This window comes from Pseudomonas sp. HD6422 (assembly GCF_025377065.1).
GTDB classification, from domain to species: domain Bacteria; phylum Pseudomonadota; class Gammaproteobacteria; order Pseudomonadales; family Pseudomonadaceae; genus Aquipseudomonas; species Aquipseudomonas putida_U.
The window spans coordinates 97,485-121,379 of sequence record NZ_JAHWIW010000017.1 but is presented as its reverse complement, the minus strand read 5'-3'; the positions used below and the strand labels follow the sequence as shown (position 1 = coordinate 121,379).

Annotated in this window: 26 protein-coding genes, 1 pseudogene and 1 riboswitch; of the genes and pseudogenes, 20 read left to right on the top strand and 7 right to left on the bottom strand. The window is 63.6% G+C overall.

Annotation, left to right across the window (positions count from 1 at the left end; translation table 11 throughout):
* A partial coding sequence (locus KY379_RS14570) for an acyl-CoA dehydrogenase family protein (protein ID WP_261240605.1) occupies positions 1–1,081 on the bottom strand: 1,081 nt, incomplete at its 3' end.
* 137 nt (positions 1,082–1,218) lie between these two features.
* Between KY379_RS14570 and KY379_RS14565 the strand changes: the two genes are divergently transcribed.
* Together KY379_RS14565 and KY379_RS14560 are read left to right on the top strand one after the other, a co-directional pair.
* Positions 1,219–2,148 carry a LysR family transcriptional regulator gene (locus KY379_RS14565; protein WP_133326881.1) on the top strand — a complete coding sequence of 310 codons (930 nt, stop codon included), beginning with the start codon at positions 1,219–1,221 and terminating at the stop codon, positions 2,146–2,148.
* Between the two features lie 178 nt (positions 2,149–2,326).
* Positions 2,327–3,481: a cysteine desulfurase family protein gene (locus KY379_RS14560; protein ID WP_261240604.1), complete on the top strand. Its 1,155-nt coding sequence runs from the start codon at positions 2,327–2,329 to the stop codon at positions 3,479–3,481.
* A gap of 8 nt (positions 3,482–3,489) precedes the next feature.
* On the opposite strand, the gene nfsB is transcribed toward KY379_RS14560, so the two are convergent.
* On the bottom strand, positions 3,490–4,143 hold the full coding sequence (gene nfsB, locus KY379_RS14555) for an oxygen-insensitive NAD(P)H nitroreductase (RefSeq protein WP_133326885.1): 654 nt from the start codon (positions 4,141–4,143) through the stop codon (positions 3,490–3,492).
* A 105-nt stretch (positions 4,144–4,248) separates the two neighbouring features.
* On the opposite strand from nfsB, the gene KY379_RS14550 reads away from it, so the two are divergent.
* From KY379_RS14550 to KY379_RS14540, 3 genes are read left to right on the top strand one after another with little or no spacing between them, the layout of a single operon-like run.
* Positions 4,249–5,148 carry a LysR family transcriptional regulator gene (locus KY379_RS14550; protein WP_261240603.1) on the top strand — a complete coding sequence of 300 codons (900 nt, stop codon included), beginning with the start codon at positions 4,249–4,251 and terminating at the stop codon, positions 5,146–5,148.
* A gap of 59 nt (positions 5,149–5,207) precedes the next feature.
* Positions 5,208–6,038, top strand: coding sequence for an AraC family transcriptional regulator (locus tag KY379_RS14545; RefSeq protein WP_133326889.1), 831 nt, complete (start codon positions 5,208–5,210; stop codon positions 6,036–6,038).
* 50 nt (positions 6,039–6,088) lie between these two features.
* Positions 6,089–6,673, top strand: coding sequence for a LysE family translocator (locus KY379_RS14540; RefSeq protein ID WP_261240601.1), 585 nt, complete (start codon positions 6,089–6,091; stop codon positions 6,671–6,673).
* A 1-nt stretch (position 6,674) separates the two neighbouring features.
* Here the strand turns inward: KY379_RS14540 and KY379_RS14535 are convergent, their stop codons facing one another.
* Together KY379_RS14535 and calA are read right to left on the bottom strand one after the other, a co-directional pair.
* Positions 6,675–7,874 carry a sugar transporter gene (locus tag KY379_RS14535; protein WP_261240600.1) on the bottom strand — a complete coding sequence of 400 codons (1,200 nt, stop codon included), beginning with the start codon at positions 7,872–7,874 and terminating at the stop codon, positions 6,675–6,677.
* A 265-nt stretch (positions 7,875–8,139) separates the two neighbouring features.
* Positions 8,140–9,192, bottom strand: a complete 1,053-nt coding sequence (gene calA, locus KY379_RS14530) for a vanillin reductase (protein ID WP_133326895.1) — start codon at positions 9,190–9,192, stop codon at positions 8,140–8,142.
* A gap of 178 nt (positions 9,193–9,370) precedes the next feature.
* Here calA and KY379_RS14525 point away from each other — a divergent pair, with 178 nt between their 5' ends.
* Complete coding sequence (locus KY379_RS14525) at positions 9,371–10,276, top strand: AraC family transcriptional regulator (RefSeq protein WP_133326897.1); 906 nt, start codon at positions 9,371–9,373, stop codon at positions 10,274–10,276.
* A gap of 4 nt (positions 10,277–10,280) precedes the next feature.
* On the opposite strand, the gene thpR is transcribed toward KY379_RS14525, so the two are convergent.
* Entirely contained in the window at positions 10,281–10,823 is a 543-nt protein-coding gene (gene thpR / locus KY379_RS14520) for an RNA 2',3'-cyclic phosphodiesterase (protein ID WP_133326899.1), read from the bottom strand.
* 158 nt (positions 10,824–10,981) lie between these two features.
* On the opposite strand from thpR, the gene lpxO reads away from it, so the two are divergent.
* The 9 genes and pseudogenes from lpxO to KY379_RS14475 all read left to right on the top strand — a co-directional run bounded on the left by lpxO (position 10,982) and on the right by KY379_RS14475 (position 19,214).
* The gene (lpxO, locus tag KY379_RS14515; RefSeq protein ID WP_133326901.1) at positions 10,982–11,881 is read left to right on the top strand and encodes a lipid A hydroxylase LpxO; all 900 of its coding nucleotides are present in this window, start codon (positions 10,982–10,984) and stop codon (positions 11,879–11,881) included.
* Positions 11,882–11,959: 78 nt separating this feature from the next.
* Positions 11,960–12,304: a carboxymuconolactone decarboxylase family protein gene (locus tag KY379_RS14510; RefSeq protein WP_133326903.1), complete on the top strand. Its 345-nt coding sequence runs from the start codon at positions 11,960–11,962 to the stop codon at positions 12,302–12,304.
* Positions 12,305–12,382: 78 nt separating this feature from the next.
* The gene (locus KY379_RS14505; RefSeq protein ID WP_196172735.1) at positions 12,383–12,952 is read left to right on the top strand and encodes a GNAT family N-acetyltransferase; all 570 of its coding nucleotides are present in this window, start codon (positions 12,383–12,385) and stop codon (positions 12,950–12,952) included.
* Between the two features lie 163 nt (positions 12,953–13,115).
* A complete protein-coding gene (locus tag KY379_RS14500) occupies positions 13,116–14,282 on the top strand; it encodes a DUF1624 domain-containing protein (RefSeq protein WP_261240594.1) in 1,167 nt (388 codons plus the stop codon).
* A gap of 27 nt (positions 14,283–14,309) precedes the next feature.
* Positions 14,310–14,508, top strand: a riboswitch (cobalamin riboswitch).
* Between the two features lie 113 nt (positions 14,509–14,621).
* A complete protein-coding gene (locus KY379_RS14495; RefSeq protein WP_133326909.1) occupies positions 14,622–15,632 on the top strand; it encodes an ABC transporter substrate-binding protein in 1,011 nt (336 codons plus the stop codon).
* Positions 15,632–16,648: a FecCD family ABC transporter permease gene (locus KY379_RS14490; protein WP_261240593.1), complete on the top strand. Its 1,017-nt coding sequence runs from the start codon at positions 15,632–15,634 to the stop codon at positions 16,646–16,648. Before KY379_RS14495 ends, KY379_RS14490 begins: the two co-directional genes overlap by 1 nt.
* A gap of 5 nt (positions 16,649–16,653) precedes the next feature.
* Entirely contained in the window at positions 16,654–17,433 is a 780-nt protein-coding gene (locus tag KY379_RS14485) for an ABC transporter ATP-binding protein (protein ID WP_409977274.1), read from the top strand.
* Positions 17,434–17,450: 17 nt separating this feature from the next.
* Positions 17,451–17,789 (top strand): annotated as a pseudogene (locus KY379_RS14480) (pseudoazurin); the annotation flags it as partial.
* A gap of 87 nt (positions 17,790–17,876) precedes the next feature.
* Positions 17,877–19,214, top strand: a complete 1,338-nt coding sequence (locus KY379_RS14475) for an OprD family porin (protein WP_261240610.1) — start codon at positions 17,877–17,879, stop codon at positions 19,212–19,214.
* 55 nt (positions 19,215–19,269) lie between these two features.
* Here the strand turns inward: KY379_RS14475 and KY379_RS14470 are convergent, their stop codons facing one another.
* Both KY379_RS14470 and KY379_RS14465 read right to left on the bottom strand, forming a co-directional pair.
* Positions 19,270–19,578, bottom strand: a complete 309-nt coding sequence (locus KY379_RS14470; RefSeq protein WP_133326919.1) for a hypothetical protein — start codon at positions 19,576–19,578, stop codon at positions 19,270–19,272.
* 74 nt (positions 19,579–19,652) lie between these two features.
* Positions 19,653–20,180: a GNAT family N-acetyltransferase gene (locus KY379_RS14465; RefSeq protein ID WP_133326921.1), complete on the bottom strand. Its 528-nt coding sequence runs from the start codon at positions 20,178–20,180 to the stop codon at positions 19,653–19,655.
* A gap of 100 nt (positions 20,181–20,280) precedes the next feature.
* Here KY379_RS14465 and KY379_RS14460 point away from each other — a divergent pair, with 100 nt between their 5' ends.
* The 5 genes from KY379_RS14460 to KY379_RS14440 all read left to right on the top strand — a co-directional run bounded on the left by KY379_RS14460 (position 20,281) and on the right by KY379_RS14440 (position 23,873).
* The gene (locus tag KY379_RS14460; RefSeq protein WP_133326923.1) at positions 20,281–20,760 is read left to right on the top strand and encodes a hypothetical protein; all 480 of its coding nucleotides are present in this window, start codon (positions 20,281–20,283) and stop codon (positions 20,758–20,760) included.
* A gap of 90 nt (positions 20,761–20,850) precedes the next feature.
* Entirely contained in the window at positions 20,851–21,867 is a 1,017-nt protein-coding gene (gene uvsE, locus KY379_RS14455) for a UV DNA damage repair endonuclease UvsE (RefSeq protein ID WP_261240591.1), read from the top strand.
* Between the two features lie 95 nt (positions 21,868–21,962).
* Entirely contained in the window at positions 21,963–22,334 is a 372-nt protein-coding gene (locus KY379_RS14450; protein ID WP_306466524.1) for a hypothetical protein, read from the top strand.
* Between the two features lie 244 nt (positions 22,335–22,578).
* Positions 22,579–23,028 (top strand): type II 3-dehydroquinate dehydratase, encoded by a 450-nt coding sequence (gene aroQ / locus KY379_RS14445; protein WP_196172699.1) that lies wholly within the window; start codon positions 22,579–22,581, stop codon positions 23,026–23,028.
* A complete protein-coding gene (locus KY379_RS14440; RefSeq protein ID WP_261240588.1) occupies positions 23,025–23,873 on the top strand; it encodes a shikimate dehydrogenase in 849 nt (282 codons plus the stop codon). The genes aroQ and KY379_RS14440 overlap by 4 nt, the downstream gene beginning before the upstream one ends.
* Positions 23,874–23,895 lie beyond the last annotated feature (22 nt).

Genomic DNA, 23,895 nt, shown 5'->3' with positions numbered 1-23,895 from the left:
CCCCTGCCCCGCCATGCAACTGGATCGCCCGATCGATCACCTTCAATGCCACGTTCGGCGCCACCACCTTGATCTGAGCGATTTCACTGCGTGCCACCTTGTTGCCAACGGTGTCCATCATGTACGCGGCCTTGAGGGTCAACAGCCGGGCCATGTCGATCTCCATGCGCGAGTCAGCGATTTTGTCGACGTTACCGCCGAGCCGCGCCAATGGGCGGCCGAAGGCGGTGCGTGCGACGGCGCGCTTGCACATCAGCTCCAGCGCACGTTCGGCCATGCCGATCGAACGCATGCAATGGTGGATGCGCCCAGGCCCGAGGCGCCCCTGGGCGATCTCGAAGCCACGGCCTTCACCGAGAATCACGTTTTCGTATGGCACACGCACGTTCTCGAACAGCACTTCGGCATGCCCATGGGGCGCGTCGTCGTAGCCGAAGACCGGCAGTGGCCGAACGATTTTCACCCCCGGTGCGTCGGTCGGCACCAGTACCATCGAGTGCTGTTGATGGCGTGGCGCCTGGGGATCGGACAGGCCCATGAAGATCATGATCTTGCAGCGCGGGTCGCACGCCCCGGACGTCCACCACTTGCGGCCGTTGATGACCCATTCGTCACCGTCACGGATCGCGGTAGCAGCCATGTTGGTGGCATCCGAGGAGGCAACCTCCGGCTCGGTCATGGCGAACGCCGATCGGATCTCGCCGCGCAACAACGGCTCCAGCCACTGGCGCTTTTGCGCTTCGCTGCCATAACGCACCAACACCTCCATGTTGCCGGTGTCCGGCGCCGAACAGTTGAACGGTTCCGGCCCGAGCAATGAACGTCCCATGATCTCGGCCAACGGCGCATATTCCAGGTTGCTCAGCCCGGCACCATACTCCGAGTCGGGCAGGAACAGGTTCCACAGGCCCTCGGCCTGCGCCTTGGCCTTGAGCGTCTCCATGATCGCGGTGGGTTGCCAGCGGTCACCCTCGGCAACCTGACGTTCGAACACCGGCTCGGCGGGGTAGACATGGGTATCCATGAACGCACTGACGCGTTCGCGCAGAGCCTGGACCTTGGGCGAATAGGCGAAATCCATCGGGGCTACCTTCACGATTCGAAAACTTGGGCTGAGCCTAGAACAGCCGGACGTCATCCACCTAGTCTATTTTCTGCGTGTATTAACATTCATAACCGATATATGATCGACCGATAACACCAATAAGAGTCACGCCCATGAACCTCAGCAAGGTCGATCTGAACCTGTTCATCGTCTTCGATGCGATCTACACCGAAGCCAACCTGACCCGCGCCGGGCAGATCGTCGGCATCACCCAACCGGCAGTTTCCAACGCGCTGTCACGGCTACGGGATACCTTCAATGACCCGCTGTTCGTGCGCACGGCACAAGGTATGGTGCCCACCCCCATGGCGCAGAACATCATCGGCCCGGTACGCAACGCCCTGGCACTATTGCGCACATCGGTCCAGGAAAGCCGCATCTTCAACCCACAGCAGGCCAACAAGACCTTCCGCATCAGCATGACCGACCTCACCGAGGCTGTGGTGCTGCCGCCACTGTTCCAGCGCCTGCGTCGCCTGGCGCCCACGGTGATGATCGAGAGCTTCCTCTGCAAGCGCCGTGAGACCACCAAGGAACTCGCTGCCGGACGCCTGGATTTCGCCGTCGATGCGCCGCTCAACACCGACCCCCAGGTCCGCCACGTCAAGCTGATGCAGGACCGCTACGTCTGCGCATTGCGCCAGGGCCATCCGCTGGCCGACTCGCGGCTGACCCTGGAGCATTATCTGGGCATGACTCATATCCACATCTCCAGCCGCCGCAATGGCCTGGGGTATGTCGACCTGGCGCTCGGCAAGATGGGCGTGCAACGCAAGATCGCGCTGCGCTCGCAGCATTATCTGATGGCCTCCCAGGTGCTGCAGCAGACCGATATGGTGATGACCGTGCCGGAGCGTTTCGCCCGCCGCCACCAGTTGCGCTACCAGCCGTTGCCCGTGGACGTCGCCCCCCTGGAAACTCACCTCTACTGGCACGAGAGCACCGACCAGGATCCGGCCAACCGCTGGATGCGAGAACAGATCATCGAACTGTGCGAACGGGTGGTGATGGAGGAAGAGCAGAAAAGCTCACAACCGGCGTGATCGCACCCCGACTAGTGGAGAAGGTAGAACAATGTTCTCCATATGATGATTGCAGGAGAATATTTTTATCACCACGGGCGACGCAGTGGTTCTAAAGAGCGAAAAGCTTCTTCGCAGCATCTTTACCCTAAGAGGTGAAGATCGCCGATTCCATGGCGACACTGCACGGAACCGCCTTATGCCAAGCGCCCCGCTCTATTTCGATTACGCCGCCACCACCCCGGTCGATGACCGGGTCATCGAGACCATGCTGGCCTGCCTCGGACGCCACGCGCACTTCGGCAACCCCGCATCCAGTGGGCACGCCCACGGCCAAGCCGCACGCGATAGAGTGGAGCAGGCCCGACGCCAGGTCGCCGAGCGGGTAGGCGCCGATCCGCAGGCCTTGATCTGGACCTCCGGCGCCACCGAATCGAACAACCTCGCACTCAAGGGCATTGCCCAGGGCCTGGATACACCCGGGCACCTGATCACCAGCCAGCTGGAACACAAGGCGGTGCTCGATACCGTCGCCGAGCTGGAACGCCAGGGCTGGACGGTGACTCGCCTGGCGCCCGACGCCAATGGTCTGATCCAACCGGACAGGGTTGACGCGGCATTGCGCGCCGATACCCGCTTGGTGTCGTTGATGGCCGTGAACAACGAACTGGGCACTGTCACCGATTTCGCCGCCATCGGCGAGCGGGTGCGCGCCCATGGCGCGCTGTTCCACGTCGATGCCGCCCAGGCCGTCGGTAAAGTGCCGATCGACCTCAACGCCACGGCCGTGGATCTGATGTCGTTCTCGGCGCACAAGGTCTATGGCCCCAAAGGCATCGGTGCCCGCTACGTCGGCCCGCGGGCACGGGCGCTGATGCGCGCGCAGATCCATGGCGGCGGCCACGAACAGGGCCTGCGCTCCGGCACCTTGGCTACCCACCAGATCGTCGGGATGGGCAGCGCCTTCGCCATCGCCGGCCAACCGGGTGACAACGATTACCAGCGCACCGAGCGGCTCGCCCGTAGGCTGCGCGAGGGGCTGCTGGGCCTGCCAGGGATAACGCTGAATGGCTGCCCGACGCAACGCATTCCGCACACCTTGAACCTGTGCATCGAAGCCCAGGGTTTCAACGATGCAGCGCTTGCAGGCGAGTTGGCCCTGTCGACCACCTCGGCCTGCAACTCCGCGAGCAACGCGCCATCCCACGTGCTGTTGGCGCTGGGCCTGGATGAAGCGCGGGCGCGCCGCAGCGTGCGGGTCAGCATTGGGCGCTTCACCACCGAGAGCGAAATCGATCAGGCGATCGAGACGTTCCGCCGTGTGCTGACTATGGCCTCGACCGCCCTCTGGTAGAACGGCGTTTACAGGAAGGTGAACACCGTCGAAGCCGGCAGGCGCGACTTGCTCAGCTCGGCGTTGAAGTCCGACTCGCTGCGATAACCCAGGCTCAGCAGCACGACGCTGGTATAGCCCTGCTCGCGCAGGCCCAGCTCGGCATCGAGAGCCTTGCTGTCGAAGCCTTCGATCGGCGTGGCGTCCAGGCCGTGGGCGGCAGCGCCCAGCAGTGCTGTGCCCAGGGCCAGGTAGGTCTGCTTCTCCATCCAGTGCTGCAGATCCTTGAGGTCGAAGCGATGCAGGTCGACATAGCCGCGGCGGGTCTGGTCCTGGCCGGCACGAGCCTGATCATTGCGGAAACGGCCGTCGTGCTGCTCCTGATCGAGGACTGCCGCCAGGTGCGCTTCGGTCATGTCGGTGCGGGTGCAGAAGGCGATGACATGGGATGCATCGAGGATTTTCGGCGTGTTGTAGGCGAAGCCTCCTTCCGTGGCCTTGGCCAGGCGCGCCTTGCCTTCGGCAGTGTCAGCGACCACGAAGTGCCAGGGCTGGGAGTTGACCGAGGACGGGCTGTGACGCAGTTGCTCGAGCAGGGCATCGATAGTGGCCTGAGGAATCTTGCGGGTGGCATCGTAGGCCTTGGTCGTGTAGCGGCGCTTGGCCAGGGAGACGGTATCCATGCTGCAACTCCAATAAGCGAGACGGGGAAGTGCCGCACATCTTATCTTTCCTCCAGGAAATAAAAACCTGCAGAATGCAGCAACACTTTCACCGATGGAGTGAAAATGCTTCGACTGGATGACCTGGAGCTGTTCGTGCGCAGCAGTGCATTGGGCAGCTTCACTGCCGCCGCCCATGAGGCCGATCTGCTACCCGGACAGGTCGCTGCCGCGATCAAGCGCCTGGAACGCGAACTCGACGTGCGCCTGTTCGCCCGCACCACGCGAAGCCTACGACTGACCGCCGAAGGCGAGCTGTACTTGCCAACCGCCTTGAACGTGCTGGACAGCCTGCGCCAGGGTCGCGACAACCTGCACGGCGCGCAGAGCGGCCTGCGCGGTGTGCTGCAGGTGTCGGCGCCGTCGGATCTGGGCCGCAATATCCTGCTGCCCTGGCTCAACGATTTTCGCCGCGACCATCCCGAACTGAGCCTGCGCCTGTTTCTGTCCGATCAGATCGCCGACCTGTTTCGCGATCCGGTCGACGTCGCCATCCGCTATGGCATCAATCAGGAAGCCAACTATATCGCCCTGCCACTGGCGCCCTGGAACCGCCGTGTGCTGGTGGCGTCGCCAAGCTACTTGGCCAGGCATGGTCGACCACAAACCATCGATGACCTGCAGCAGCATGCCTGCCTGCTTTATCTGCAGTTGGGGCGCATCTACGACAACTGGCGCCTGGGCAATCGTATGGTCCAGGTCAGCGGGCCACTGTTCAGCGACGATGCCGACGTGGTCCGCCGCTGGGCCCTTCTCGGTGAAGGTATTGCCTATAAGTCTTGGCTGGATGTCAGCGCCAACGTGACGGCAGGAGATCTGGAGGTATTGTTGCCAGAGCTCCCGGGCGAACTCACGCCAGTGTCCCTGGCCTGCCCGCACCGCAAGCAATTGTCACCTGCCGTGTCGCGTCTGCATCTGTGGCTGCGTGAACGGTTCGCGGCACTGCAACCTGCACAATTCTTCTAAACCGGAGTCGGGCTTGTGCGTTAAGGTGAACGACCCTTTCCCAACAGCAGCCCGCGGCCATGAGCGACTGGATCGACCTCAAGCAGGATGCCGACACCGGCATCGAGTCGGTGCGTGCGCATTTCGTCGGTCACGCCTACGATCCGCATTGGCACGACAGCTTCCTGGTCGGTGTCACCGAACAGGGCGTGCAACAATTCAACTGCCGTCGGGTGCGTCACAACAGCACTCCGGGTCAGGTGTTCCTGCTCGAGCCCGGTGATATCCACGACGGCCATGCCCCCACCGCTGACGGGTTCACCTACTCCACCCTGTACCTGCAGCCGACTTGGCTCGAAACCGAGCTGCGCTCAGTGTTCGAACAGGCGCCAAGCAACAACCTGCCCAGCTTCGCCGACACCTTGTGCCAGGATGCGCAACTGGCCACTGCCACCGCGCTGGCTTTTCGCGCCATGCATGACCAGGAACTGCGCATCGTGCGGCAAAGCGCAATGGACCAATTGCTCGTTTGCCTGACGCGTCATCTGCATTGGCGCAAACGTCTTGACCCCGACCCACGCCTGCCCCTGACCGCCCAACGTGCACGTGACTACCTGCACGCCAACCTCGAGCGCGACATCAGCCTGGAAGAGGTCGCCCTGGCCTGCGGGGTCGACCGTTTTCGCCTTAGCCGCGCGTTCAAGGTCGCCTTCGGCCTGGCTCCGCATGCCTACCTGATCCAACTGCGCCTGGCGCGGGCCCGGCGCCTGCTGGCCCAGGGTCAGACGCCCACCGAGGTCGCCGCAGCCCTCGGCTTCGCCGATCAGAGCCATCTGGGGCGTTGGTTCCGCCGAGCCTATCGCCTGACGCCGGCGGATTACCGCAGGCGTTGCTCAAACCTTCCAGACTAGCGACCGACCAGCGGCGAACATGGTGCTTCGATCCATCGGAGACGTTCGTCATGTCGCACGCGTTGTTGCCCTTCATCGTTTTTGCCCTCGTTGCCAGCATCAGCCCGGGGCCTACCAATCTGCTGATCCTTGCCCATGGCGCCAGGCAAGGCCTGCGAGCGAGCGTAGCACCGATACTGGCCGCCTGTGGCGCCGCGGCGGCAATCGTGCTGGCTGTCGGACTGGGGCTTGGTGAGTTACTGGTGCGTCATCCACTGGTGCAGCAGGCAATGAGCTGGGCGGGAGTGCTGTGGTTGAGCTGGCTGGCCGTGGGCATGCTGCGCAGCGCCGGCGAGCCGCTCGATCAGGCGGGCTCGAGTCATTTCGGGGTGGTCGGCGCGGCATCGCTGCAACTGGTCAACCCCAAAGTCTGGCTCATGGCTGTGGCCGTGATAGGCGTTTTCGCTGCACCCTCGCTGCCGGTGTGGCAATTGGCCTTGGTGTTCCTGCTGGTTGCCCTGCCGTGCATGGCGCTTTGGGCGGCGCTGGGTGTCGGCAGCGCCCGCTGGCTGCAGACGCCTGGGCGCTTGGTGTGGTTCAACCGCGCCCTGGCAGGACTGTTGCTGATATCGGCATGGGCCGCCGTGCTGGGCTGAATCAGGACGCCAGCGTCTCACTGAAACGGCGGCTGCTGGCCACCGCGATGGCCAGCCCGATCAGTGCGACCACGCCTCCCACCACGCCGATGGAGGCAACGCCCAGTTGACTGCTGACGACACTGCCCAGCAGCGCACCGCCGCCGATCCCGATGTTGTAGATGCCCGAGAACAACGCCATGGCCACATCGGTCGCGTCGGAGGCCAGCTTGAGGGTCCTGGACTGCAACGACAGGCTGAAACTGAGGATCGCCACGCCCCAGAACACGCTCAAACCAGCGAGAACGTAGAAGTTGCCTGATAGCGGCAGCAGCAACAGCAGGCAGGCCGCCAACAGGCCGATCGAGCCGATTAAGAAGCCCTGGGGAAAGCGGTCGCTGTAACGACTGAACAGCACCGAGCCAAACACCCCGGCGCCACCGAACAGCAACAGCAGCAACGTGGTGCGCTCGCCGCCGATCTGCGCCACGTGCAGGGCAAACGGCTCGATGTAGCTGTAGGCGGTGAACTGCGCAGTGATGACCAGGGTCACCAGCAGGTAGGTGATCACCAGGGCTCGACGCTTGAACAGGATCGGCAGGCTGCGCAACGAACCGGAGTTCTGGCTGGGCAACAGCGGCAGCGACTTCATCAGGCAAAGCATGGTGGCCAGCGCTACACCGGCAATGCTCAGGAAGGTCACCCGCCAGCCCAGTGCCTCGCCCACCACCCGTCCCAAGGGAATCCCCAGCACCATCGCCAGCGTGGTACCGGTGGCCAGCAGCCCGAGTGCCTTGGCCTGCTGTCCAGGCGGTGCCACGCGCACCGCCAGCGAAGCGGTGATCGACCAGAACACTGCGTGGGACAAGGCGATGCCGATGCGGCTGACCAGCAACATGGCGAAGCTCTGCGACAACCACGACAGCAGATGGCTGACAACGAACACCAGGAAAACCAGTAACAGCAGGCGGCGGCGCTCGATGTTGCGGGTCAGCAGCATCATCGGCAGGGAGGCCAGCGCCACGACCCAGGCATAGATGGTCAGCATCAGGCCGACCTGGGCGGTGCCCATGTCGAAGCTGCGGCCGATGTCGCTGAGCAATGCCACCGGCACGAACTCGGTGGTGTTGAAGATGAACGCGGCCAGGGCCAGCGCGATCACGCTCAGCCAGCTGCCGCTGCCCACGGTGGGGGGCATGTCGAGGGGGGTGGGTCCATTCATGGAGAAGACTCGCTGTAACGCGGACAGGACGATAGAAGACACGACCCACGCCGAAGTTCGACGGGGTTGGCGCATGATGGGTTATTGGAGGAATGCCCGGCATGGTACGCGCCACAGCCAGGTGCCACAACCGTTGCGGCCGTTGGCGAGTGAGTTTTTTCCAGAGCAGCCGTGTTGCCCAGAGGAGCACGCTGCCAGGCGCAGGCGGCGCTTCGGTGAAGCCGCTCCTGCAGGGCCCTCGCTGAACCAGCGAGGGCCCAGGGAGTCAGCCTTTGAGCGTGGCCATGTCGATCACGAAGCGATACTTCACGTCACCGGCGATCATGCGCTCGTACGCCTGGTTGATGTTGCGGATATCCAGCATCTCGATATCGCAACGGATGTCATGTTCGGCGCAGAAGTCCAGCACTTCCTGGGTCTCGGCGATACCGCCGATCAACGAACCGGCCAGTACCCGCCGCTTGAGTACCAGGTTCGCCGCATGCACAGCCGGGTCGATCGGCTCGATCAGTCCGACGAGGATATGCACGCCATCGAACTTGAGGGTTTCCAGGTAAGGATTCAGGTCGTGCTGCACCGGGATGGTGTCGAGCAGGAAGTCGAAACGGCCAGCGGCAGCCTGCATCTGCTCGGCGTCGGTAGACACGATCACGTGATCCGCACCCTGGCGGCGGGCCTCTTCGGCCTTGGCCTGGGAGCGGGTGAACAGCGTCACCTCGGCGCCCAGTGCCTTGGCCAGCTTGATACCCATATGGCCCAATCCACCCATGCCGAGGATGCCGACCTTGTGGCCGGGGCCCACACCGTGGTGCTTGAGCGGCGAGTAGGTGGTGATGCCGGCGCAGAGGATCGGCGCGGCGCTGGGCAAGTCCATGCCGGCAGGAATGCGCACCACGAAATGTTCGTTGACCACGATACTGCTGGAGTAGCCGCCCATGGTGTTGCTGCCGTCGACCCGGTCGGGGGTGGCGTAGGTCATGGTCGGGCCTTCCAGGCAGTACTGCTCGAGGTCCTTGGCGCAGGCTTCGCAGTGGCGGCACGAGTCGACCATGCAGCCAACCCCGACCAGGTCCCCGACCTTATGTGCCGACACCTTGTCGCCCACCGCGGTCACTCGCCCGATGATTTCGTGACCCGGCATCAGCGGGTACACGGCAATGCCCCACTCGTTGCGCGCCTGATGGATGTCGGAGTGGCACACCCCGCAATACAGGATATCGATGGCGACATCGTCCGCACGCGGGCTACGGCGCTCGAAGGACATCGGCGCCAATGGGCTGGTGGGGGTTTGGGCAGCGTAACCGATAGCGGTGTACATACAGGACCTCATGGAGTGAAACGATTCAGTGGCGCTCATTATCCGCACCGTCCCCACCCACGCCCACGACTGATCCTCCGGCATGCATGCCGAATTCTCCGAAGTTAACCTTCTGCCTCTGGCGCCTTGCGGCCAATCTGCGATCATTTCAGTGTCTGATTCTCTGCCCGGGCTTACCATGCAATTGACTCGTCATGTCGACGCCAACGCTTCGCTCTGTACGCTGATCCGCAACCTCGTCACGCGGCCAGGCTTCGTTCCTACTCCTCTACCCCAGGTTCAGGTGTTGAGTTGGGACCATTATGTGGCCAGTAGCCCGCAAATCTACGAACCGAGCCTGATGATCCTGGCCCAGGGCAGCAAACTCGCTCGCCTGGGGCCGCGGACCCTGGAATACGGCGCGGGACATTACCTGGTACAGGCGCTGTCGGTACCGTTCATGTGCGAAACCTTCGCCACGGCCGAAGCTCCATTGCTCGGCGTGGCCGTCGATATCGACCGCACCGTGCTCAGCGAGCTGGTGCAAAGCATGGACCTGCCCCCTGATCCGGCGGTCCAGGCGCAAACCCCGCAATCGATGACTTCGGCAGCGCTGGACGCGCCGATGCGCGCCAGCGTCGAACGCCTGCTGCAGTGTCTGCAAGACCCGCTGGACGCTCGGGTGCTCGGCCCTGCGCGGGTCCGCGAGGTGTTGTATACCGCACTGCGCGGGCCCCAGGCCGGTGTGCTGCGGGCGCTGGTCGAACAACAGGGACACTTCGCCCGCATCGCCGCCGCCCTCGCCCACCTGCGCGAGCACTACGCCGCACCGCTGAGCGTCGAAGACCTGGCAGCACGCGCCAACATGAGCGTCTCGACCTTCCATGAGCACTTCAAGCGTTGCACCGACATGGCCCCCATGCAGTACCTCAAGCGCCTGCGCCTGCTCAAGGCGCAACAGATGCTGATCGGCGAAGGCCTGGGCGTAGCGCAGGCGGCCCATCGGGTGGGCTACCAGAGCACGTCGCAGTTCAGCCGCGAATACAAGCGCCAATTCGCCCGCAGTCCTGGAGAGGAACTGCCCTACCAGAGCCTGCCGGTTTGATGGTTCAGGTCAACGGCCACTCTGCCAAGGGCCAATAGCGTCCCTTGCGCGACTCGTAGAGGGTGAAATGCCGGGCGGCCATGAAAAACGCTGGGGCCACCGATGCTTCAGGGGGCTGGCCACGGAAGTCCCGCGAAAGGGTCAGGTGCGGCCGGTAGTCGCGCGCCGGCTGGGCGATGCCCAACGGCAACAGCGCCTGCTCGAGGGCGTAGACCAGCTGGCGCAGGGCGGGCGGCGTGGTCTGCGGCTCGAGCACCAGCACTCCAGGGCGGGGCCAGACGTTCAGACGGTCGAGCGACAGACGCAGCGGAGCGTCGGGCAGTACCAGCTTGTCGACCGCGGCCTGAATGGCCGGCATTTGAACGGCATCCACATCGCCCAGGAACAGCAAAGTCAGGTGGAAGTTGTCTTTGGGCACCGGCTTGCCACTGCGCAAGCCCAGCGCGCTTCGCCATTGGCCAATGGCACCGCGCTGGGCTTCGGCTACCGGCAGGGCGAAAAACAATCGTTTGAAGGGGCTGCCGGTGGGGCGTAGGTCTTCGGCCATATCGGCTCCTTGCAGGTGAATCGTTTGCGTAGACAAGGGAACGTTACACCTAAGTCGACCCACGTAGGGCCAACATTCAGTACAAACCCGTCCCGTGATTGTTTATGCTGGCGGGCTCAAGCCATGTCACATGGCCATTTTTCGACAAGTAAACGTCCATGAAAATTGCACTCGTACTTCTTTTCGTCGCTTCGATCGCCTATGTACACCTGCGCGGTCGAGTGCGTCACAAGCTGACGCGCCAGCTGGGTGACCACTCCAGTTTCCTTGCGCCGATCAACAGCTTCCTCTATCTGTTCTCCCGGCATCCGGCCAAGCCGTACCTGCCGGTCGAGGCGTTCCCCGAACTGCAGCCGCTCAAGGACCACTGGCAGGAAATCCGCGAAGAAGCGCAGCAATTGCTGCACGTGGGTGAGATCAAGAAGTCCGCCAACTATGACGACGTCGGCTTCAACTCGTTCTTCAAGACTGGCTGGAAGCGCTTCTACCTGAAGTGGTATGGCGAGAGCCACCCTTCGGCGATGAACCTGTGCCCACGCACCACCGAGCTGCTGCAAGGTATCGGTACGGTCAAGGCAGCGATGTTCGCCACCTTGCCGCCGGGTGCCAAGCTGGTTCGCCATCGCGACCCCTACGCCGGTTCCTATCGCTATCACCTGGGCCTGGATACGCCCAACGACGACGGCTGCTACATCGATGTGGACGGCGAGAAATATTCCTGGCGTGACGGTGAAGCGGTGATCTTCGACGAGACCTACATCCATTACGCCGCCAACACCACCGAACACAACCGCATCATCCTGTTCTGCGACATCGAGCGCCCGCTCAAGTACCGCTGGGCCACTGCTTTCAACCGCTGGTTCAGCCGTAACGTGATGTCCGCAGCAGCCGCACCCAACGATGCCAGCGACAAGACCGGCGGCATCAACCGTCTGTTCACCCGCATCTACAAGATCCGTGAGCGCGGCAAGGCCCTGAAAAAGCGCAACCGCACCCGCTATTACCTGGAAAAGTGGGCCGTCGTCGCTGCCCTGGTCCTGATCTTCATCTACATCTGATACCCACCCGGGCGGCTCCGCCGCCCACCATCGTCTAGCCTGAAAGCTCACCCTCCCCAACCGCACAAGGTGAAGACGATGAGCATGATGGACTGGGACGCCTACCGTAAGCAGTTGATGGCCGGCATCGGCGATCTCAAGCAGTTGTCCCCCGACACCGTCGCTGGCTACATGACCGCCAGCGGCGCCGGCGCCAAGACCAACCATCTGGACGCCAAGACCCGCGAACTGATCTCCCTGGCCGTCGCGGTGACCACGCGCTGCGATGGCTGCATCGCGGTGCACTCGCAACAGGCGGTCAAGCACGGCGCCACTCGCGAAGAAATCGCCGAAGCCCTCGGCGTGGCCGTGGCGATGAACGCTGGTGCCGCGCTGGTGTACTCGGCGCGCGCAATGGATGCAGTGGGCAAGGCCGACGGCTGAGCCGGATTAGCGTCGCCACCCTTGCGTGGCGGCGCCTGCCGACCCAGACTTGGCGCCCCAGCCATTGCAGGTAATGCCATGACCCTTCTACGCCCCATGACCCCAGACGACTTCGAACGATTCTGGCCAACCTTCCAGGCCGTGATCCAGGCCTGCGAAACCTATGCCCTTGCTCCTGACATGAGCTTCGAACAGGCTCGCCGGCACTGGCTGGAACTGCCCCTGCACAGCTGGGTGGCCGAACAGGACGGCGAATTGCTCGGCGCCTATTACCTCAAGGCCAATGCCGCTGGCCCCGGCAGCCATGTCGGCAACTGCGGCTATGTGGTCTGCGAAGCTGCCCGTGGGCGTGGGGTGGCACGATTGATGTGCGAACACTCGCAGAAACAGGCGCGCCAGGAGGGCTTTCTGGCCTTGCAGTTCAACTCGGTGGTGGCCAGCAACGAAGTGGCCGTGGCGCTCTGGCAGAAGCTCGGCTTCGAGACCGTCGGCCGCTTGCCCAAGGCGTTTCGTCATGCCCGCCTGGGGCTGGTGGATTGCCTGGTGATGTACAAGTGGCTGGCAGACGAGCCGGTGGTGGAAAAGCCGCCGTTGCTGATCGGGCGCAAGAACATCGAGGCCCGGGTGTCGCGCCGGCGCGGACGCTAACCGCGCCAAGACCCTTGAACCCATCCCACTGAAACCGCAGAACCTGATGATTTGGCTGACATTTCCCAGAGGTCGCCGGGGAGGAAATGGAGCTACCACAGCTCACTTTATTGTTATAAGATAACGTTTCACTTGATATTCATTCCTGACTGCGACCTCACCCATGACAAGCGCCTCAGCCACGCCCACCCTGCTCACCCAGCGCCTGCAGAGCATCGATGCCCTGCGCGGCCTGGTCATCCTGTTCATGCTGCTGGACCACGTCCGCGATACCTTCTTTCTGCATCGCCAGGTCAGCGATCCAATGACCATCGACGCCACCGAGCCTTCGTTGTTCTTCAGCCGAACCCTGGCGCACCTGTGCGCCCCAGTGTTCGTCCTGCTCACCGGGCTGTCGGCCTGGCTGTACGGCGAGAAGCATCAGGGCCGTAGCGATGTGTCGGCCTTTCTGTTCAAGCGCGGACTGTTCCTGGTGGTACTGGAGTTCACCCTGGTCAACTTCGCCTGGACCTTCCAGTTCCCCCCCAGCGTCATCTACTTGCAGGTGATCTGGGCCATCGGCATCAGCATGATCGCCCTGTCGCTGCTGGTATGGCTGCCGCGCCCCGCGCTGCTTGCTATCGGCGTCCTGATCGTGGCTGGGCACAACCTGCTCGATGGTCTGCACTTCGGCGCGGAGTCCGCGCTGCACGTACCCTGGGCGATTCTGCATGACCGTGGCTGGCTGGAAGTCTCCGAGGCGATGCGCCTGCGCACGTCCTACCCCGTGCTGCCCTGGATCGGCGTGATCGCCCTGGGCTATGGTCTGGGGCCCTGGTTCGCCCGTGGCAGCGCGGCCGACCGACGCCAGCAGCGGCTGCTGGTGGTCGGCCTGGTCGCCCTGGCCGGCTTCGTTCTGCTGCGCTTGCTCAACGGGTACGGTGAGGCGCCCTGGAGTGTCTACCCCGACTTCACCCACACCGCGATGAGCTTCTTCAACATCACCAAATACCCACCGTCCCTGTTGTTCCTCACCCTGACCCTCGGCTGTGGGCTGTTGCTGCTGCGCGCCTTCGAACGTGCAGGCGCGGTGCGCTGGATCGGTATGCTGGCGGTATTCGGCGCAGCCCCGATGTTCTTCTACTTGTTGCACCTGTACGTACTCAAGTTGCTGTACGTGACCTGCGTGGCGCTGTTCGGGCTGAACCACGGCGACTACTTCGGGTTCGATGGCATCGCCTCGGTGTGGCTGATGGCGTTGCTGTTAACAGCGGTGCTGTACCTGCCGGTACGCAGCTTCGCTCGCCTCAAGGCACGCCGACGCGACATCCGCTGGCTCAAGTACTTCTGAAATGCGTTTCACCGAGCGGCCGGATGGTCTACCATGCGGCCCGCCGGTTTCCACCACGGAATTAATAGGGAATCCCCGACTCGCCCAGGCGAGTCAAACGGAACTGCCCCCGCAACTGTAGGTGCCGAGCCCGCTCCATCGATGCCACTGGATCTCCGATCCGGGAAGGCTGGAGCTGGGCGATGACGCACCAGTCAGGAGACCTGCCGGCCTACATTCACCAACCGGCGGGGTGTCCGGGATTGGCCATCTGTACCGGTGCCGTTCGCCTTTGCGCGCGCGCTGGCGATGCCTGTCCGTGGGTTCCTCCGTGAACTGTCCGATAGGAGATCGACCAGCATGCTGCCACGTTTCGCCACTTTGCTTGCCGGACTGAGTCTGACCGGTATGGCCCAGGCGGCCGCCACCCACTACCCGCTGAGCGTGCCCAACTGCACCACCACGCAGACCTTCACCCAAGCCCCCGAGCGCGTGGTCACCATCGGCCAGGCCGGCACCGAAATGCTGTATGCGCTAGGCCTTGGCGAGAAGCTGGTCGGTACCTCTTTGTGGTTCAACAACGTGCTGCCGGAGTACAAGGCACTCAACGACAAGGTCGAGCGCCTGGCCGACAACGACCCGAGCTTCGAAGCCGTGGTCGGCAAGCGCCCGCAGTTGGTGGCGGTACAGTTCGAATGGATGGTCGGCGCCCAAGGCGTGGTCGCCACCCGTGAGCAATTCGACGAACTGCACATCCCCACCTACCTGCTGCCTTCGGACTGCGAAGGCAAGGACAACCTGGTCGGTGCCGACGGCACTCGCTTGCAGGCATTCCAGGTCGACAGCATCTACAAGAGCATCAGTCAGTTGGCCGAGATCTTCGATGTGCAAGCGCGGGGCGAGGCGCTCAACGCCGATCTGCAACAGCGCCTGGCCAGCGCCCGCCAGCAATTGGCCGGCAAGGACCTGAGCGATACCTCGGCGCTGTTCTGGTTCTCCAGCGCCGACCTCGACATCGACCCCTACGTGGCCGGACGCCAGGGCGTGGCCGACTTCATGCTGCGTACCCTGGGCGTACGCAACGTGGTCGAGTCGACCGAGGAATGGCCGAGCGTGGGCTGGGAAACCCTGGCCAAGGCCAATCCCACCTGGCTGATCATCGCGCGCATGGACCGCCGTCGCTTCCCCGCCGACGACTACCAAAAGAAGCTCGAATTCCTCCGCAGCGACCCGGTCACCCGCAACATGGACGCGGTGAAGAACGACCGCATCATCATCCTCGACGCTGACGCCATGCAGGCAGGCATTCGCCTGTTCCGTGGCCTGCAAACACTCGCGGCAGCGTTCGCCAGCGGTAAAGCGACACCGTGATGAGCCGTTCGTTGACCGCCTTCTTCCTGGCCCTGCTGGCGCTGCTCGCCGCCCTGCTGGTGGGCACCGCCATCGGCGAGAGCAATCTGGCCCCGGAGGTGGTTTACCGGGTGCTGGCCAACCATCTGTGGCAGGCCGGCTACCCGGTCGACCCCATCGATGCCGGCATCGTCTGGAACTACCGCCTCACCCGCACGCTGGTCGCGGCCGCTTGCGGCGCCGGCCTGGCCACCTGCGGCGTGATCCTCCAGGCATTGCTGCGCAACCCGCTGGCGGAGCCTTACCTGCTGGGTCTGTCGGCAGGCGCCTCGACCGGTGCGGTGTTGGTGGGCCTGCTGGGTTGGGGCAGCATTGCCTTGAGCTTGTCCGGTGGAGCCTTCATCGGCGCGCTGGCAGCGTTCATTCTGGTGTTGGTACTGGCCCGCGCGGCCGGCCCAAGCAGCAACAACGCCCAGGTGATACTCGCCGGCATTGCCGGGTCGCAATTGTTCAACGCCCTGACCGCCTTCCTGATCACCAAGTCGGCGACGGCCGAGCAAGCGCGGGGCATCCTGTTCTGGCTGCTGGGCAACCTCAGTGGCGTGCGCTGGCCTTCGGTATGGCTGGCCCTGCCGGTGGCGCTAGGCGGCCTGATGGTGTGCCTGTGGCACCGCCGCGCCCTGGATGCCTTCACCTTCGGGACGGACTCCGCCGCCTCGCTGGGCATTCCCGTACGCCGTACTCAATTGCTGCTGATCAGTTGCGCGGCGCTGGTCACCGCAGTGATGGTCTCGATCGTCGGCGCCATCGGTTTCGTCGGACTGGTCATCCCGCATGCCTTGCGTCTTTTGCTCGGTCCCGGCCACAGTCGCCTGCTGCCGGCCAGCGCGTTGGGCGGTGCGCTGTTCCTGATCGCCGCCGACGTACTGTCACGCACGTTGATTGCCGGCCAGGTGATCCCCGTCGGCGTGGTCACCGCGTTGATCGGCGCGCCGGTGTTCGCACTGATCCTGGTCAGCCGACGGAGGCAGCCATGACCCTTATGCCCACCCCAGACATCGCCCCTCTCGGCTGTGCCAGGCTCGGCCTTGAGTTGAGTGGTCGAGCGGTGCTGTGCGACATCGATCTCGAGGTGATCCCCGGTGAAACGCTGGGTATCGTCGGCCCCAATGGCTCAGGCAAATCCTCGCTACTCAAACTTCTGGCTGGTCTGCGCGCCCCCACCAGCGGCGGCGTAACGCTGCTCGGCGAGCCACTGGCCGGCATGCCTCGGCGGCGTATCGCCCAGGCCCTGGCACTGGTCGAGCAACAAGCGGACACCCTCGATGCCATCAGCGTCTACGACGCCGTCGCCCTTGGCCGCACGCCCTGGCTGTCGGCGCTGGCACCGTTCTCCCAGGAGGACCACGCCATCGTCGAACAGGCGCTGCTCGATGCCGATGCCCTGCATCTGCGGGCCAGGATCTGGAGCTCGTTGTCCGGCGGCGAGCGCCAGCGGGTGCATATCGCCCGCGCCCTGGCCCAGCGCCCACGGGTGCTGTTGCTCGACGAGCCGACCAATCACCTGGACATCCAGCACCAACTCGGCCTGCTGCGCCAGGTACAAGCACTCCCGGTGACCACGCTGGTCGCGCTGCACGACCTCAACCAGGCCCTGACCTGCGACCGCCTCGCAGTGCTGGACCAGGGCCGACTGGTGGCCCTTGGCAAGCCGTCGGACGTGCTCACCCCCACGCGTCTGCTGAGCACCTTCGGCGTTCACGCGCATTACCTCACCGACCCTTTTGATGGCGCGCGCATCTTGCGTTTCCGCGCCCCTTGAGACAGGAAGCAGTCACCATGTCACGTCCCGTCGCCCTGCTGCTCGCCAGCGCCCTGTTCGCCCCTGCCACGTTGGCCCAGGTGCATGAAGTGAAGATGCTCAATCGCACAGACGCTGGCGCCATGGTGTACGAACCGGATCACCTGCATATCGCTCCAGGTGACACCGTGCGTTTTCTACCGACCATGAGCGGGCACAATGCCGCGAGCCTGCCAGGGCTCCTGCCGGAGGGCGCCGAGGCGTTCAAGAGCAAGCTCAATCAGCCCTTCGAGCACACTTTCACGGTGCCTGGGCTTTACGGCATCCAATGCATCCCGCACTTGGCCATGGGCATGGTGATGCTCATCCAGGTCGGCGACACCGCCGCAGCCGAGCTGCCTGCCAGCCTGCCTGAGCGCCAAGGTTCGCCTGACCACTCAGCTGCGCCACCTGGAGGCCGGTCAATGAGCCGCTGGTTGCTGGCACTGCCATTGCTGGGTAGCGTACCCCTGGCTCTGGCCGATTCGGCGCAAAGCCAGAGCCGGGGCTTGATCGAGGACAGCACCTGGAGCCTGCTCAACCGCAGCGTGTTCGACCAGCGCGACTACAAGCATGGCGCGCGCAACAGCGGAGCCCGCAATGCCTACAAGCCCCGAGACCAACGCAACGGTCTGGCCGAGGAATGGGCCTACGGCCTGATGGGCACATTCAACTCTGGATTTACCCAGGGGCTGATCGGATTGGGTGTCGATGCCCATGCTTATCTGGGCGTGCAACTCGACAGCGGCGGCGGTCGCGCCGGCAAGGCGCGGCTACTTGGGCTGGACAACGAAGGTCACCCGAAAAATGAATACAGCCGGGCTGGCGCAGCGCTCAAGCTACGCATGTCCAATACCGTACTGTCGTACGGCGAACAGCGCGTGAAGACGCCGGTCTTCAGCTCTTCCGACAGCCGCCTGCTGCCGGAAACAGCGACCGGTTTTTTCCTCACCAGCACGGAAATCGACACACTCAAGCTGGTTGCCGGTCATTTCAACGAAAGTACCGACCGCAATGCTTCCAGCCACGACCAGGGCTTCGTGGTCAACTACTCGGATGGACGCCAAGGCAACAGCTTCGACCTTGCCGGGATGGTCTGGAACCCTGCCGCCGAATTCAGTGCCAGCCTGTACACCTCACGCTATGAGGACAACTGGAACCAGCACTACCTGGGCAGCACCCTGAGCCATGCGTTCGACGACCGTCGCAGCCTGAGCCTGGACCTGAATCTGTACCGCACCCTCGACACCGGCAAAGCCTATTCCGGGCAGATCGACAACACCACCTGGAGCCTGGTCTCGCGCTATGCCCAGGGCCCGCAGACGTTCAGCCTTGGCTGGCAACAAGTCGACGGCAATACACCGTTCGACTATGTCACCAGGGGAGCGATTTTTCTTGGAAACGCGGTGCAGATGTCCGACTTCAACGCACCCAACGAAAGGTCCTGGCAGGCGCGCTACGACCTCGACATGGGCGCTTTCGGCGTGCCCGGGTTGAATCTCTCGGCGCTGTACGTACGCGGTTTCGACATCGACGGCACCCACGTGGATCCTAACGGTGGCTATGCGTATCTGGGCTACGGCAAGGGTGGCAAGCATTGGGAACGTGACCTCGAAGCGCGCTATGTGGTGCAGAGCGGCAAGGCCAAAGGAACGACCGTTTCCCTGCGGCATAACCTGCACCGCGGCAACACCGCCCAGGCGGAACTCGACGGCAACCAGATTCGCCTGGCAGTGGAATGGCCGATTTCGGGCGGACTCTGAGGGCTTGCTCAGCAAGCGCAAGGGCGTTGGCTCATTCGCGGCACGGCCCGCAGCGTCACTGCTCGCCCACGCCCCAGGCACTTCTCTCGAACGGATTCATCGTGGCCACCACCTCATCGAATACCTTGCGCAGTTCCGCACTGAAACGACCTTGCAGGTGGTAAAAGGTCAGCAAGAAGCGCTTGACCACCTGGGGCCACGCGCCATCCTTGTGCGCCGTGATGATGACCGCCTTGGCATCTTGCCCATGGGGCGTGGGCCGCACTTGCTCCAGTCGACGTTCGAAGTCGGCATAGGTCCAATCATCGTGGCGATCCTCGAACTCGTCCAACAATTTGAGCTTGTACAGGGCAATGTGCGCCATCGGCAGAACTCCTCTCACAGTTGGTTTACTCGGACGGTAAGCCAAGCGAGGCGCGAGCGAAATGAACGGGGTGATTACCGGGAATAGGGTTTGTCGGAATCTTCCGAAATACAGACCCTTTCCATGTGCGTGGTCTGCCAGACTGGATCCGCTTCCACATCGACGATGGTGAAGCCCTGCCCCTGCCAGAAGCCGATCGCCCCTGGCAGAAAGGGATGCGTATGCAGGTACAGACACTCGACGCCGGCGGCCACGGCGTGGCTGGTCAACGCCTTGACCAGCGCGCCGGCCAGGCCATGGCGCCGATACCCTGGCAGCACGAACAGGCGTACCACCTCGACCACGCGCTGGCCGCAGTAATCCAGCTGGGCGAAGCGATGGTCGTACGGCAGATAACCGATGGCCGCGATCAGGCGGCCCTGATCGCGCGCCACGAGAAAATGGCCGTTGCCGTCCAGATAGGTCTCGGCGAACTGCGCCAGGTCCTTGGGCAACGGACTGGTGGCGAGCAGAGGAAACAGCGTGCGGCGCGCCGTGTCGACGAAGGCGACGATTTCGGCGATGGCATCGCGGGTAGGCTCTTGAATGATCCAGTCAGGCATGGCGGCGCCAACACAGTGAAGTCGGCCACGTTCTACCCCAGGCAACGCGTCACTGCAAATCGGTATAATCGCACCATTCACTCCCCGCCCAGGCCATCCCATGCCCCGCTTGCCGAAGTCGCTGCTGCCGCTGCTGTTCCTTACCGCCCTCGCCGCCTGCGATCAGAAACCCACACGCGAGGCACAGATCCTGGACAAGCTGCCGTTGCAGGATGCTTACGAGCACAACATCGGGCGCATGGCCGCCCTGCTCACCCGCACCCACCCAGGCCTCGACCAGGCGCAGATCGAGGCCGTGCTGCGCAAGCACCTCACCGTCGAGGACCAGCGTCAGGACCTTTATAAGCTATACAGCGAGAAGAACTTCAGCGACGCCGAATTCGCCACCATCGTCGAAGCCACCCAGGACCCCGCCAAGGCCCAGGCCCTGGAGAACACCGAGCAAGGCAAGCGCCTGAGCGAAAAGTTGACCACGCTGATGCGCCAAACGGCCAGCGACCCCGGCGTGCAGGCAGTGGCCGAGCAACGCATGAAGCAGGTCGAGGACGAACTGGCGGCGCTGGAGAAGGCTGGCTCCTGAGCCCTCCCAAGCGTTAACGCCGGCGAGCGGGAAGGATCGTTCAGCGAGCGCCGGGGTCCATTGAACAGCCCCTTTAACCGGAGATCGCCTATGCCCCGCCTGGGCTTCGCCTGCCAGTATCGCCATCCCCATCGCAGCGAATCGCTCAAAGCGCTGGAGGCGATCGAGCGCGCCTTCAATCCGCGTACCACGACCCTGCGCTGGCTGTCCGCGGCCACTCCAGAGGCGGCGCGGGCGAAACTGCTGGAGTTGGTGCAGCACAATCTCGACGCCCAATTGCGCCTGCTGGCCTACGTCACCGAGTTGCCGCCAACCCTGCGCATGTTGCGCCTGAGCAGCGACCTGTTGCCGCTCTACAGCCATCCGAGCATTGCCCCGATCTACCGGGAGAGCGACTTCCAGGCCCTGATGAGCGAACGCTTCGCCACCATCGGCGCAGTCGCCCGTGAAGCCGACATTCGCCTGTCGTTCCACCCTGGCCAATATTGCGTGCTGGGCTCGGATCGCCCCAACGTGGTGGAGAACAGCCTGGCCGAGTTCGAGTACCACGCCGACATGATCCGCATGATGGGCTACGGCGTGCGTTTCCAGGACTTCAAGTGCAACATCCACATCGCCGGACGCCTCGGCGCGGCAGGCATGCGCGCGGTCTGGCCACGTCTGTCGACAGTGGCACGCAATGTGATCACCCTGGAAAACGACGAGAAGACCTACGGCGTCGACGATTGCCTGTCGCTGGCCGACCTCGCACCGGTGGTGCTGGATATTCACCATTGCTGGATCCACGAAGACGACTACATCGACCCACAGGATCAACGCATCGCGCGCATCATCGACAGCTGGCGCGGCGTACGGCCGGTGATGCATTACTCGCAGCCGCCTGAGTCGCTGCAGGCGCTGGGATTCGACGCCGAGCGCAAACTGACCATCCCAGCCCTGCTGGAGCGGGTCAACAAGCGCGACCTGTACGTCCACAGCGCGCAGATGTGGAATCACTGGACCAACCGCTACGCCCTGCAATTCCTCGATCGCTTCGACATCATGTTCGAGGCCAAGGACAAGAACCTGGCCACCCTGGCGTTCTATCAGCAGTACCTGGCCGACTGACCACGACGCCCATTCGTCGCGGACATCGCACCGCCGCCGCTTGCCCTCGGCCGAACGATGGTAATCACCCAAAAAGGAGATTCACCATGAAGCCGATGACACCTCACGCGCTGTTACTGGCCCTGTGCCTGGGCATCAGCGCGCCAATCGCCCTGGCGGCGACCGATATGACCGACCACGGCAACGGCAGCCATGGCATGGGCACCGGGACTTCGCAGAGCGGCAAGGGCGGCGCGAGCGGCTCGGGAACCCCTGCCGATGCAACCGGCAGTGGTAATGGAACCGGCGGCAACGGCACCGACAACACCGGAGGCGACGGCACCACCAATGACTCGGAGACTGGGAACGGCAATATGGGCCCGGGCGGTGTAGGCAGTGGTGACAGCAATGGGACCGGGACAGGCAGCGGGACCGGCAGCGGAGCCGGCAGCGGAGCCGGTGCCGCGGGCGGCGCCGGGGGAAGTTAAGACCCAGCCCTGCGCAAATCGAACGTCGGGAGCGCTCGATTTGCGCGGGACCTTGTATGCCCAGTGCACTCTGCAAAACCATACGCGCCTATCCGACTCTCGCAGCAGATCACCCAACATTCCTCCTCACACATAGTTCGATAATCGCCCACTTTCCCAAAACCGCCGTTTTCGCTCAATTGACGAAACTAACCAGGTAGTACAAATATAAGAACAACCAACAACAACAAAGGCGATGTCTGCCATGAAGCCCATCATCCTCATCCTCAACGGCCCTAATCTCAACATGCTGGGCACCCGCGAACCCAGCCAATACGGCTATGAAACCCTCGCCGACCTGGGACGCAAGTGCGCCGAAAGCGCGGAGATCCATGGCCTGGACATCGAGTTCCGGCAGACCAACCACGAAGGCGAACTCATCGACTGGATCCATGCCGCACGCGGTCGCTGCGCCGGCATCCTCATCAATCCCGGCGCGTGGACCCACACCTCGGTGGCGATACGCGACGCGTTGGTCGCCAGCGAGGTGCCCGTGATCGAAGTGCACCTGTCGAACGTGCACAAGCGCGAGCCGTTCCGCCATGTCTCGTTCGTTTCCAGCATCGCCGTGGGGGTCATCTGCGGCCTCGGCAGTCAGGGTTACTGCATGGCCCTGAGCTACTTCGGCGAGCGGCTCAAGGAGCAGGCCGCATGAAACAACCTGCCATTCTCGCCGGCCTGATCGGCCGCGGCATCCAGCTTTCGCGTACGCCTGCGCTGCACGAGCATGAGGGTGATGCACAAGCCCTTCGTTACCTCTACCGGCTGATCGATGCCGACCAACTGGGGTTGGACGACAGCGCCCTGCCCGGCCTGCTCGATGCCGCACAGCGAACCGGCTTCACCGGGCTCAACGTCACCTACCCGTTCAAGCAGGCGATTCTGCCGCTGCTCGATGACCTTTCGGATGAAGCTCGCGGCATCGGCGCGGTGAACACCGTGGTGTTCCAGGAGGGTAAACGAATCGGCCACAACACCGACTGCCTGGGCTTCGCCGAGGGCCTGCGCCGGGGTCTGCCGGACGTGGCACGGCATCAGGTGGTACAGATGGGTGCCGGCGGCGCCGGCGCGGCGGTGGCGCATGCCCTGCTCAGTGAAGGTGTCGCACGGCTGGTGCTGTTCGAAGTCGATGTACCACGGGCACAGGCATTGGTCGATAACCTCAATGCCCATTTTGGAGCGGGACGCGCTATGCTCGGCAGCGACCTGGCAAGCGCCCTGGCCGACGCCGACGGTCTGGTCAATACCACTCCGGTGGGCATGGCCAAGCTGCCAGGCACACCCCTGCCGGTCGAACTGCTGCATGCCAGCCTGTGGGTCGCCGAGATCATCTACTTCCCGCTCGAAACCGAACTGCTACGGGCAGCACGACGCCTGGGCTGTCGAACCCTCGACGGTGGCAGCATGGCGGTGTTCCAGGCGGTAAAAGCCTTCGAACTGTTCAGCGGCCGCCCTGCGGATGCGCAACGCATGCAGGCGCATTTCGCCAGCCTCGGCTGAATCGACGGCTCGCCAAGCAGCG

Excerpts from the sequence above, each read along its gene's own strand:
- KY379_RS14565 (WP_133326881.1), top strand. The coding sequence starts at position 1,219 with ATGAACCTCAGCAAGGTCGATCTGAACCTGTTCATCGTCTTCGATGCG.
- KY379_RS14560 (WP_261240604.1), top strand. The coding sequence starts at position 2,327 with ATGCCAAGCGCCCCGCTCTATTTCGATTACGCCGCCACCACCCCGGTC.
- nfsB (WP_133326885.1), bottom strand. The coding sequence starts at position 4,143 with ATGGATACCGTCTCCCTGGCCAAGCGCCGCTACACGACCAAGGCCTAC.
- KY379_RS14550 (WP_261240603.1), top strand. The coding sequence starts at position 4,249 with ATGCTTCGACTGGATGACCTGGAGCTGTTCGTGCGCAGCAGTGCATTG.
- KY379_RS14545 (WP_133326889.1), top strand. The coding sequence starts at position 5,208 with ATGAGCGACTGGATCGACCTCAAGCAGGATGCCGACACCGGCATCGAG.
- KY379_RS14540 (WP_261240601.1), top strand. The coding sequence starts at position 6,089 with ATGTCGCACGCGTTGTTGCCCTTCATCGTTTTTGCCCTCGTTGCCAGC.
- KY379_RS14535 (WP_261240600.1), bottom strand. The coding sequence starts at position 7,874 with ATGAATGGACCCACCCCCCTCGACATGCCCCCCACCGTGGGCAGCGGC.
- calA (WP_133326895.1), bottom strand. The coding sequence starts at position 9,192 with ATGTACACCGCTATCGGTTACGCTGCCCAAACCCCCACCAGCCCATTG.
- KY379_RS14525 (WP_133326897.1), top strand. The coding sequence starts at position 9,371 with ATGCAATTGACTCGTCATGTCGACGCCAACGCTTCGCTCTGTACGCTG.
- thpR (WP_133326899.1), bottom strand. The coding sequence starts at position 10,823 with ATGGCCGAAGACCTACGCCCCACCGGCAGCCCCTTCAAACGATTGTTT.
- lpxO (WP_133326901.1), top strand. The coding sequence starts at position 10,982 with ATGAAAATTGCACTCGTACTTCTTTTCGTCGCTTCGATCGCCTATGTA.
- KY379_RS14510 (WP_133326903.1), top strand. The coding sequence starts at position 11,960 with ATGAGCATGATGGACTGGGACGCCTACCGTAAGCAGTTGATGGCCGGC.
- KY379_RS14505 (WP_196172735.1), top strand. The coding sequence starts at position 12,383 with ATGACCCTTCTACGCCCCATGACCCCAGACGACTTCGAACGATTCTGG.
- KY379_RS14500 (WP_261240594.1), top strand. The coding sequence starts at position 13,116 with ATGACAAGCGCCTCAGCCACGCCCACCCTGCTCACCCAGCGCCTGCAG.
- KY379_RS14495 (WP_133326909.1), top strand. The coding sequence starts at position 14,622 with ATGCTGCCACGTTTCGCCACTTTGCTTGCCGGACTGAGTCTGACCGGT.
- KY379_RS14490 (WP_261240593.1), top strand. The coding sequence starts at position 15,632 with ATGAGCCGTTCGTTGACCGCCTTCTTCCTGGCCCTGCTGGCGCTGCTC.
- KY379_RS14485 (WP_409977274.1), top strand. The coding sequence starts at position 16,654 with ATGCCCACCCCAGACATCGCCCCTCTCGGCTGTGCCAGGCTCGGCCTT.
- KY379_RS14475 (WP_261240610.1), top strand. The coding sequence starts at position 17,877 with ATGAGCCGCTGGTTGCTGGCACTGCCATTGCTGGGTAGCGTACCCCTG.
- KY379_RS14470 (WP_133326919.1), bottom strand. The coding sequence starts at position 19,578 with ATGGCGCACATTGCCCTGTACAAGCTCAAATTGTTGGACGAGTTCGAG.
- KY379_RS14465 (WP_133326921.1), bottom strand. The coding sequence starts at position 20,180 with ATGCCTGACTGGATCATTCAAGAGCCTACCCGCGATGCCATCGCCGAA.
- KY379_RS14460 (WP_133326923.1), top strand. The coding sequence starts at position 20,281 with ATGCCCCGCTTGCCGAAGTCGCTGCTGCCGCTGCTGTTCCTTACCGCC.
- uvsE (WP_261240591.1), top strand. The coding sequence starts at position 20,851 with ATGCCCCGCCTGGGCTTCGCCTGCCAGTATCGCCATCCCCATCGCAGC.
- KY379_RS14450 (WP_306466524.1), top strand. The coding sequence starts at position 21,963 with ATGACACCTCACGCGCTGTTACTGGCCCTGTGCCTGGGCATCAGCGCG.
- aroQ (WP_196172699.1), top strand. The coding sequence starts at position 22,579 with ATGAAGCCCATCATCCTCATCCTCAACGGCCCTAATCTCAACATGCTG.
- KY379_RS14440 (WP_261240588.1), top strand. The coding sequence starts at position 23,025 with ATGAAACAACCTGCCATTCTCGCCGGCCTGATCGGCCGCGGCATCCAG.